8 protein-coding genes and 1 riboswitch are annotated in these 8,657 nt (G+C 50.6%); of the genes, 2 read left to right on the forward strand and 6 right to left on the reverse strand.

The features are described from left to right. Window positions 1–92 precede the first annotated feature (92 nt). Both murI and btuB read right to left on the reverse strand, forming a co-directional pair. Window positions 93–944, reverse strand: coding sequence for a glutamate racemase (gene murI / locus OGY06_RS00975; RefSeq protein ID WP_003825097.1), 852 nt, complete (start codon window positions 942–944; stop codon window positions 93–95). Continuing rightward, window positions 889–2,745 carry a TonB-dependent vitamin B12 receptor BtuB gene (btuB, locus tag OGY06_RS00980; RefSeq protein WP_003825100.1) on the reverse strand — a complete coding sequence of 619 codons (1,857 nt, stop codon included), beginning with the start codon at window positions 2,743–2,745 and terminating at the stop codon, window positions 889–891. Before btuB ends, murI begins: the two co-directional genes overlap by 56 nt. Before the next feature lie 65 nt (window positions 2,746–2,810). After that, window positions 2,811–2,997: riboswitch (cobalamin riboswitch) on the reverse strand. Between the two features lie 115 nt (window positions 2,998–3,112). Here btuB and trmA point away from each other — a divergent pair. Next, window positions 3,113–4,213, forward strand: a complete 1,101-nt coding sequence (gene trmA / locus OGY06_RS00985; protein ID WP_063941750.1) for a tRNA (uridine(54)-C5)-methyltransferase TrmA — start codon at window positions 3,113–3,115, stop codon at window positions 4,211–4,213. Between the two features lie 82 nt (window positions 4,214–4,295). On the opposite strand, the gene OGY06_RS00990 is transcribed toward trmA, so the two are convergent. Together OGY06_RS00990 and fabR are read right to left on the reverse strand one after the other, a co-directional pair. Next, window positions 4,296–4,655, reverse strand: coding sequence for a YijD family membrane protein (locus OGY06_RS00990; protein ID WP_003825114.1), 360 nt, complete (start codon window positions 4,653–4,655; stop codon window positions 4,296–4,298). 15 nt (window positions 4,656–4,670) lie between these two features. After that, the gene (gene fabR, locus OGY06_RS00995) at window positions 4,671–5,306 is read right to left on the reverse strand and encodes an HTH-type transcriptional repressor FabR (RefSeq protein WP_003028862.1); all 636 of its coding nucleotides are present in this window, start codon (window positions 5,304–5,306) and stop codon (window positions 4,671–4,673) included. 191 nt (window positions 5,307–5,497) lie between these two features. On the opposite strand from fabR, the gene sthA reads away from it, so the two are divergent. Further along, on the forward strand, window positions 5,498–6,898 hold the full coding sequence (gene sthA, locus OGY06_RS01000) for a Si-specific NAD(P)(+) transhydrogenase (RefSeq protein ID WP_003028860.1): 1,401 nt from the start codon (window positions 5,498–5,500) through the stop codon (window positions 6,896–6,898). Here the strand turns inward: sthA and oxyR are convergent. Next, window positions 6,881–7,798, reverse strand: a complete 918-nt coding sequence (oxyR, locus tag OGY06_RS01005) for a DNA-binding transcriptional regulator OxyR (protein ID WP_003028858.1) — start codon at window positions 7,796–7,798, stop codon at window positions 6,881–6,883. The genes sthA and oxyR overlap by 18 nt on opposite strands. A gap of 327 nt (window positions 7,799–8,125) precedes the next feature. Further along, entirely contained in the window at window positions 8,126–8,584 is a 459-nt protein-coding gene (gene tnpA / locus OGY06_RS01010; RefSeq protein WP_057069660.1) for an IS200/IS605 family transposase, read from the reverse strand. Window positions 8,585–8,657 lie beyond the last annotated feature (73 nt).

Genomic DNA, 8,657 nt, shown 5'->3' on the forward strand with positions numbered 1-8,657 from the left:
GTCAGTGGAGGCGCATTATAGGGAGTTATTTCAGGCTGACAAGGGGAAATTTAAAATAATCTTCCGAGTGCGTATTTTTTCATCAAAACCACTTAAACTGACAGTTTTTCGAGCGTTTTAAAGCCATAGCGCTGTAGCACAGGCAATAATTGTTCAGCTTCTGTCGTCATTGCCATACAAAATGCGACGTTCTCATCGGTTGATTTCGCATCTGGTGCTTCATGCTCTAACAACCAGGCCGTGCGGCGCGCTATCGCGGCACCAGAATCCACCAGTCTCGTCCCCTCGGGCAGGACCTGTAAAAGCTCTTCCTGTAATAGAGGGAAATGAGTGCAGCCGAGCACTACAGTGTCAGGTGGTTCAGACATCCGCAGCCACGGACGCAGAATACGCCGCAGCTCTTCCAGAGAAACTGTTTCACCGTGTAGCTTCGCTTCCGCAAGTTCCACCAGCTCAGCAGAACCCAACATTGCAATTTGGCATTCGTTAGCGAATCGCGCAATCAGCTCATGGGTATACGAGCGCTTCACCGTTGCACGTGTAGCCAGTAGCCCCACAATACCGTTCGCCGTGAGTCGCGCTGCCGGTTTAATCGCAGGCACCACGCCCACAACCGGGAAAGCAAATTTCTCACGTAACGCAGGGAGCGACACCGTGCTTGCTGTATTACACGCGATGACCGCAAGAGAGAGGGGATAGCGCTGCTGGACCGCAGTCACAATCTCAACAACACGCTCGACGATAAACTCCTCGCTCTTCTCTCCATAAGGAAAGGCGACGTTGTCGAAAGCGTAGATATAGTGGAGATCCGGCAGAAGACGCCGGATCTCGTCATAGACCGACAACCCACCGACGCCGGAATCAAACACCAGCACGGTGGGACGGGGATCAGAAGGTGTAGCTGCCAGACAAGGTGTATTCCCGTCCTGCAGTTGCGTAGCCATAAACTGTCTCGTAATCTTTATCGAACAGGTTGGCGATTTTACCACGAACTGTCAGCTGTGAGGTGATTGGATATGAGGCAGAGATATCTAACAGGCTATACGACGGCATACGACGCTGTGTGCTGGAAAACTGATTCGAGTTATTATTGTAACTCTTGCCATAATATTGATAGGACAAATCCATATCAAAGCCGAGCATCGTCCAATCCAGTTGGTATTTGTATTGCTGACGGGAACGATGAGCCAAGACTTCATTATCAGAATCCCGACGCGGGTCAAGATAACCCATGCTAATACGATGCGTCACTGGCCCAGTATCAAAGTCTCCTGTTAACTCTACACCTTTAATCGTTGCTGACTGGGTATTGTAGTACACCCCTGTCATACCGTTATCTGGGGAGTAATAATCAATCAGATTTTTAATTTTGTTCTGGTATGCCGCAAGCCGCCAGTTAACCGGTCCTGTCAACCCTTGTAATCCGACTTCAAATTGACCTGATTTCTCGGCTTCCAAATTAGGGTTAGGGGTAATATACAAACGGCTTTGGCCATACATTTGTCCCAGTGTAGGCGCCTGGAATCCTGTGCCATAGGAAATTGTTACTTGGTAATCAGGTACAAATTCCCAGCCTACTGCTGTTTGCCAGGTGCCATTCCAACCAAATTGTTCGTTATCATCTCCACGTAGCGCGCCTTCAAGAGTTACCGTATCCACCTTTTGTTGCGCAGTCAGATAATAACCGGTGTTATCACGCTTATAATCATTAGAGTTATACGTATCAACTGATGTCAGTTTTTGTTGTTGCCAGTCAATACCCGCACTAACCGTTCCTTTCCCTACTATGAAGCTGTTGCCCCACTGGACGTTTTTCTGCGTCATATCATCAAGTGTGGTCCCTGCTTGATACAAGCCTTGCGTACTGGAATAGTTATAGTCTTTATATTTCTGATAACTACCAGTAAGTTGTGTGGAGTAAAAATCATTATTCCATGCAAGTCCTGTTTCATAGGTGTGGTTGTAAACCTGGTGCTCATCACCCCCATCTTTATAGCCTGCATCATAGTCCGTATTGTTGCTATAACCATAACCACGAACAAAAGCGGATAATTCGTCAGTAAATTTGTGGGTCACTCCAGCCCAAAATGTCTTATTACGGAAGCCATCACGGTCACTATCTCCCGAATATGAAGAATCGGGTTGGACGTTGTAGCCTTTTGTATCAGTGAAAGAGCCAGCAATCGTCGCCAGTGTATCTTCGCCAAGCTCCTGACGCAGACTCGCATCGTATTGCTGGTAATGATTAGAACCCACCCCAACCTGAACTTTGCCGCCGGGTTGCGTATTCTGGGTAATGATATTGATAACACCGCCAATTGCATCCGCACCATAGACTGCCGAGCGCGGGCCACGAATCATTTCAATACGTTGAATCAAAGAGAGGGGGATTTGACTAAAATCGGCAATACCTGTAATTCCCGACTTTGCCAAAGGAATACCATCAATTAAAACTAAAGTATGGCGCGCTTCTGCACCACGGATATAGATATTACTGGATTGTCCCATCCCCCCATTTTGCGCAACATCCACACCAGGCAGACGACGCATCACATCAGTCAGATCTTTTGATTGCCAACGATCGATATCTTCGCGTGTCACAATTTCAGTAGGTGCCAGCACGGTATTAACAGGCTGCTGAAAACGGTTGGCAGTAACGACGAGAGTATCTGGGCTAGTATCCTGTGCCCAACCAGAAAATGCCGTGACGGAAAGTGCCGTGCACAGCAACGATTTTTTAATCATTGTAAAGCATCCACAATATAAGAAGGATGCCGCAGGTCCCACCGATAGTACGCGATGATGAAAGCCAGATGCGACGTTAGCCGGCAGGTCTTCGGGCTTGGAGGCAACTTAAAGAGACGATAACTTCCCACGGCATGCCGCAGTGTCTGCACCAGGTGCGCTCATCCCCTACCTTCCTTACCGCTGCGCGTCAGCTCCAGATTCACACTGGATTCCCTTTTAACTCACAGGACCGGAAAACGGATGCTACAGTTTGTTACAACCCACTGTCCAGACTGCGTATCACAATATCGGAAATCATCAATGACTGGACATCTGATGAGCAATCCCTACAATCCCCGCGTACTTTTATTTTTCAGGACGCATCATGACCCCCGAACACCTTCCGACAGAACAGTACGACGCACAGTTAGCTGAAAAAGTGGTGCGTCTGCAGAGCTTAATGACGCCATTTTATGCACAGGCTCCGGAAGTGTTTCGCTCACCGGTCAGCCACTACCGTATGCGCGCGGAATTCCGTTTGTGGCATGAAGGTGATGATCTGTACCACATCATGTTCGACAGCCAGACCAAAAACCGTATCCGTGTCGACAGCTTCCCGGCAGCCAGTGAGCTTATCAACACGCTGATGACGGCAATGATCGAAGGCGTTCGCAACAACCACGTCCTGCGTCACAAACTGTTTCAGATTGATTACCTCACAACCCTGAGCGATCAGGCGGTGGTATCGATGCTGTACCATAAAAAGCTGGATGATGAATGGCGTCAGGAAGCTGAAGCGCTGCGGGATGCGCTGCGGGCGAAAAACCTGAACGTGCATCTGATTGGCCGGGCAACCAAAACCAAAATCGAGCTGGATCAGGACTACATTGACGAACGCTTGCCGGTTGCGGGTAAAGAGATTATCTATCGCCAGGTTGAGAACAGCTTCACCCAGCCGAACGCCGCCATGAATATTCAGATGTTGGAGTGGGCGATTGATGTCACCAGGGGCTCAAAAGGCGACCTGCTGGAGCTGTATTGCGGCAATGGCAATTTCTCGTTAGCCCTCGCACAAAACTTCAAACGCGTACTGGCGACGGAAATCGCCAAGCCATCCGTGGCTGCTGCACAGTACAACATTGCGGCTAACCATATTGATAACGTACAAATTATCCGCATGGCGGCCGAAGAGTTTACTCAGGCAATGAACGGGGTTCGCGAATTTAACCGCCTGCAGGGAATCGATCTGAAGAGTTACCAGTGTGAAACTATCTTCGTTGACCCACCGCGCAGCGGTCTGGACAGTGAAACGGAGAAAATGGTGCAGGCGTATCCGCGCATTCTGTACATCTCCTGCAATCCGGAGACATTGTGTAAGAACCTGGAAACGTTAAGCCAGACGCACAATGTTTCACGTCTGGCGCTATTCGATCAGTTCCCGTATACGCACCATATGGAGTGCGGCGTACTGTTAACCAAGAAGTAAGACAGAACGTAGGCTGGATAAGCGCTACCTGTTCAGATTGCCGGATAGCGGCGTTGCCTTATCCGGCCTACCGCTACAACTGTTACTCCGCAATTTCCTGTTTACGGTTACGGACTTTAAAGCCGATCCAGAACACCAGAATTACAGACAGTACCGCCGGGAAGAAGTTAGAGCCAATATCCGGATATTCAGCGCGTACCACGGTGCTGTACAACAGAACGCCGAGGATAAAGCAGGCTGCAGCCAGGCCCGGCAATCCCACAGGCATGGTGCGGTTCTGATAGCGTTGATGCAGACAATACACCGTCAGCACCAGCGAAATGATCGGGAATACGGAGAATGGCACAATGGAGCTAAACAGCGCCGCAAATGTACCATTGATCGATAAGCCAGCAACCAGCGCCAGCAGCAGCGTACCTTTATCTTGACCTGACTGTTTCATTGCTTGTCCTTCTCGTTACTCGGAGTGGTGCGTCATCTTCTCTTGTTCACGGCGGTACCAATAAAATGCGCCTTTCGCGATCATGCGTAGTTGCAATACCAGCCGCTCTTCCAGCTGTCGGCGCTGTTCAGCGCCAACATCCAGTGCTTCTGCCCCGGCGCTGAATACAATGGTTACCATGGCTTCGGCTTGCGCTTCAGTAAACGCACGAGGCATATGGTTTTCGAGTTCCAGATAGTCCGCAAGTTCCGCAATGAAGTGCTGAATTTCACGAGCGACCGCTGCACGAAACGCTGCGGATGTCCCCGAACGCTCGCGCAATAATAAACGGAAGGCGTTGGGATTGTTGCCGATGAACTCCATAAATGTTGAGACCGAGGTGCGGATCACACTCCCGCCCTTCGCGATACGCTGGCGCGCCTGGCGCATCAACTGACGCAGCATCAGACCGCTTTCGTCCACCATCGTCAGGCCGAGTTCATCCACATCGCGGAAATGGCGATAAAACGAGGTTGGCGCAATGCCCGCTTCACGAGCAACTTCGCGTAAACTGAGACTGGCAAAACTGCGCTCAGCGCTCAGTTGACTAAATGCGGCTTCTACCAGCGAACGCCGGGTTTTTTCTTTTTGTTGCGCTCTAACGCCCATCACGATGTCTGAATCCTTCCACATACCTTGCTGGCACTATACCAGAGATTAGGCGGTTGGCATGGCTTTGTGAATGATTGTTTACGCGCAGTTTGTGCTTCGAGTTCGCAAAAAAGCACAACGATAATTGGGTTATCTCAACAACGATGTTACTATTCTGTTGCTTTTATGTATAAGAACAGGTAAGCCTGACCATGTCACATTCTTACGATTACGATGCAATAGTAATAGGTTCCGGTCCCGGCGGCGAAGGCGCGGCAATGGGTCTGGTTAAGCAAGGAGCGCGCGTCGCGGTAATTGAGCGCTATCATAACGTCGGCGGAGGTTGTACCCACTGGGGCACCATCCCGTCGAAAGCTCTCCGCCACGCCGTCAGCCGCATTATTGAATTCAATCAGAACCCACTGTACAGCGACCACTCCCGACTCCTTCGTTCTTCTTTCGCCGATATTCTCAACCACGCTGATAACGTTATTAATCAGCAAACACGTATGCGGCAAGGATTTTACGAACGCAACCACTGCGAAATTTTGCAGGGAAATGCCCGTTTTGTTGATGAACACACGATTGCCCTGGAATGTCACGACGGTACGGTGGAAACGCTGACTGCGGATAAGTTTGTTATTGCCTGCGGTTCGCGTCCTTATCGCCCTGTTGATGTCGACTTTTCGCATCCCCGGGTTTACGACAGTGACTCTATCCTGAGCCTGCACCACGAACCCCGTCATGTGCTGATTTATGGCGCGGGGGTCATTGGCTGTGAATATGCGTCGATCTTCCGTGGAATGGACGTCAAAGTTGATTTAATCAACACCCGCGATCGTCTACTGGCATTCCTCGATCAGGAGATGTCCGACTCGCTCTCTTACCACTTCTGGAACAGCGGTGTGGTCATTCGCCACAACGAAGAGTACGAGAAGATTGAAGGCTGCGATGACGGCGTCATCATGCACCTGAAATCCGGTAAGAAACTGAAGGCTGACTGCCTGTTGTACGCCAATGGCCGTACCGGTAATACCGATTCGCTGGCGCTGGAAAATATTGGTCTGAAAACCGACAGCCGCGGACAGTTGAAGGTCAACAGCATGTACCAGACGGCGCTGCCGCACGTGTATGCCGTAGGGGATGTGATCGGTTATCCGAGCCTGGCATCAGCGGCCTACGACCAGGGACGCATTGCCGCCCAGGCACTGGTAAAAGGCGAAGCAACCGCGCATCTGATCGAAGATATCCCAACCGGGATTTATACCATTCCGGAAATCAGCTCCGTTGGTAAAACAGAACAGCAGCTCACGGCAATGAAAGTTCCATACGAGGTTGGCCGCGCCCAGTTTAAGCATCTGGCACGTGCACAAATCGTGGGTATGAGTGTCGGAACGCTGAAGATCCTGTTCCATCGCGAAACCAAAGAGATTTTGGGGATCCACTGCTTTGGGGAGCGCGCGGCCGAAATTATTCACATCGGACAAGCGATAATGGAGCAAAAAGGTGGTGGTAACACTATCGAGTACTTCGTTAACACCACCTTTAACTACCCAACCATGGCAGAAGCCTATCGGGTAGCGGCGCTAAATGGCTTAAACCGCCTGTTTTAACGCACTGTCGAAATGGCCATCCATTGACCCACGGATGGCCTCTGCCAGCTGTTCATAACGGCTGCGCAGCGGCGAGCCTGGACGATACACCAGACCAATCGTGCGACGCGGTTCAGGCTTGATGCAGGGCAGATAGACAACGCCATCACGCTTACGCTCCGGCGGCACGGCCAGCGCAGGCAGTAAGGTAATACCGCTGCCTGCCGCCACCATGTTGCGCAGCGTTTCCAGGCTGGTTGCCCGGAAATGAGTATCCTCATCAGCGCCCGCTTCAAAGCAGAAGCCCATCGCCTGATCGCGCAGACAGTGGCCATCCTCCAGCATTAGCAATTTCTCACCCGCCAGATCGGACATCGGCACACAGTCGCGGTTTGCCCATGGGTGATCTTCATAGATCGCCAGCAGCATAGGCTCATCAAATAATGGTACTTCGATGAACGCCTCACTCTCTTTCACCAGCGCCAGGATGACGCAGTCGAGCTTACCGCTATCCAGTTGCGCCAACAGCTGATGCGTCTGCGCCTCATGAAGATACATTTCCAGTTTTGGAAAGGTCTGGTGCAACATAGGGATAATATGCGGCAGCAGGTATGGCCCCACCGTTGGGATCAAACCAATATGCAGCGGGCCAGACATTGTCTCACCCTGTTGGCTTGCCATCTCCTTGAGCACTTTGACCTCGCGCAGCACGGTGCGCGCCTGATCCACCAGCAGTAGACCTGCCTGGGTGAACAGCACCTTGCGACTCGTACGCTCCAGCAACATGACGCCAAGCTCATCTTCCAGCTTGCGGATCTGCCCGCTCAGCGTGGGTTGGCTAACGTGACAGGAGTCTGCCGCTCGTCGGAAGTGACGATGTTCGGCTAGTGCCACCAGGTATTCAAGATCACGAATATTCATTATTCATCCTCCATCGCCACGATAGTTCGTAGCGATAGGTAGCATAGCAACGAACGATTATCCCTATCAAGCTTTCTGTTTAATAATGCACCACAGAAACGGAACGGTACCCCTTTAACCCTTGAAGCTACTGTCCGTTTGAGAGTTTCTCTCATACTCGAAATAACTAAAGCCAACGTGAACTTTTGCGGACCTTGAGTCCGCATTTTTTTTGCATAAATAAATATCCTCCGGCATAGCCGGAGGTTTTTCTGATGCGCCTATAAGGCTCTGTTACCAGCCGCGCCCTAACAGGCGCATACGATCTGACATTTGCATCAGACTTCGTTACTTACGGCCCGTAAACGGGCTACCCGGATAAGGGATCGATAACTGCTCGCCCATTTTATCCTCTGCAAGCTGGTGCTTTATGTATTCCTGTATCCTTGCTGTGTTCTTACCCACCGTATCTACGTAATACCCACGACACCAGAACTCCCTGTTCCTGTATTTAAACTTCATATCACCAAACTGCTCATACAACATCAGACTGCTTTTACCTTTCAGATAACCCATAAAACCGGATACGCTCATTTTGGGCGGGATTTCCACAAGCATATGGATATGATCTGCACAGCATTCCGCTTCCAGGATCCGCACGTTTTTCCACTCACACAGCTTTCTTAATATGCTGCCTATCGCCCTACGTTTCTCCCCGTAGAATGCTTGTCTTCGGTATTTGGGCGCAAAAACTATGTGATATTTACAGTTCCATCGGGTGTGCGCTAAGCTCTTTTCGTCCCCCATTGGGACCCCCTTTTGATTTCTTGTTTAACCCTTGCAGTTGCCAGACCGCAAGGTGTTTTAACAAATCAAAAGG

Origin of the sequence: Citrobacter sp. Cpo147 (assembly GCF_030332405.1) — a bacterium.
Lineage (GTDB): Bacteria > Pseudomonadota > Gammaproteobacteria > Enterobacterales > Enterobacteriaceae > Citrobacter > Citrobacter portucalensis.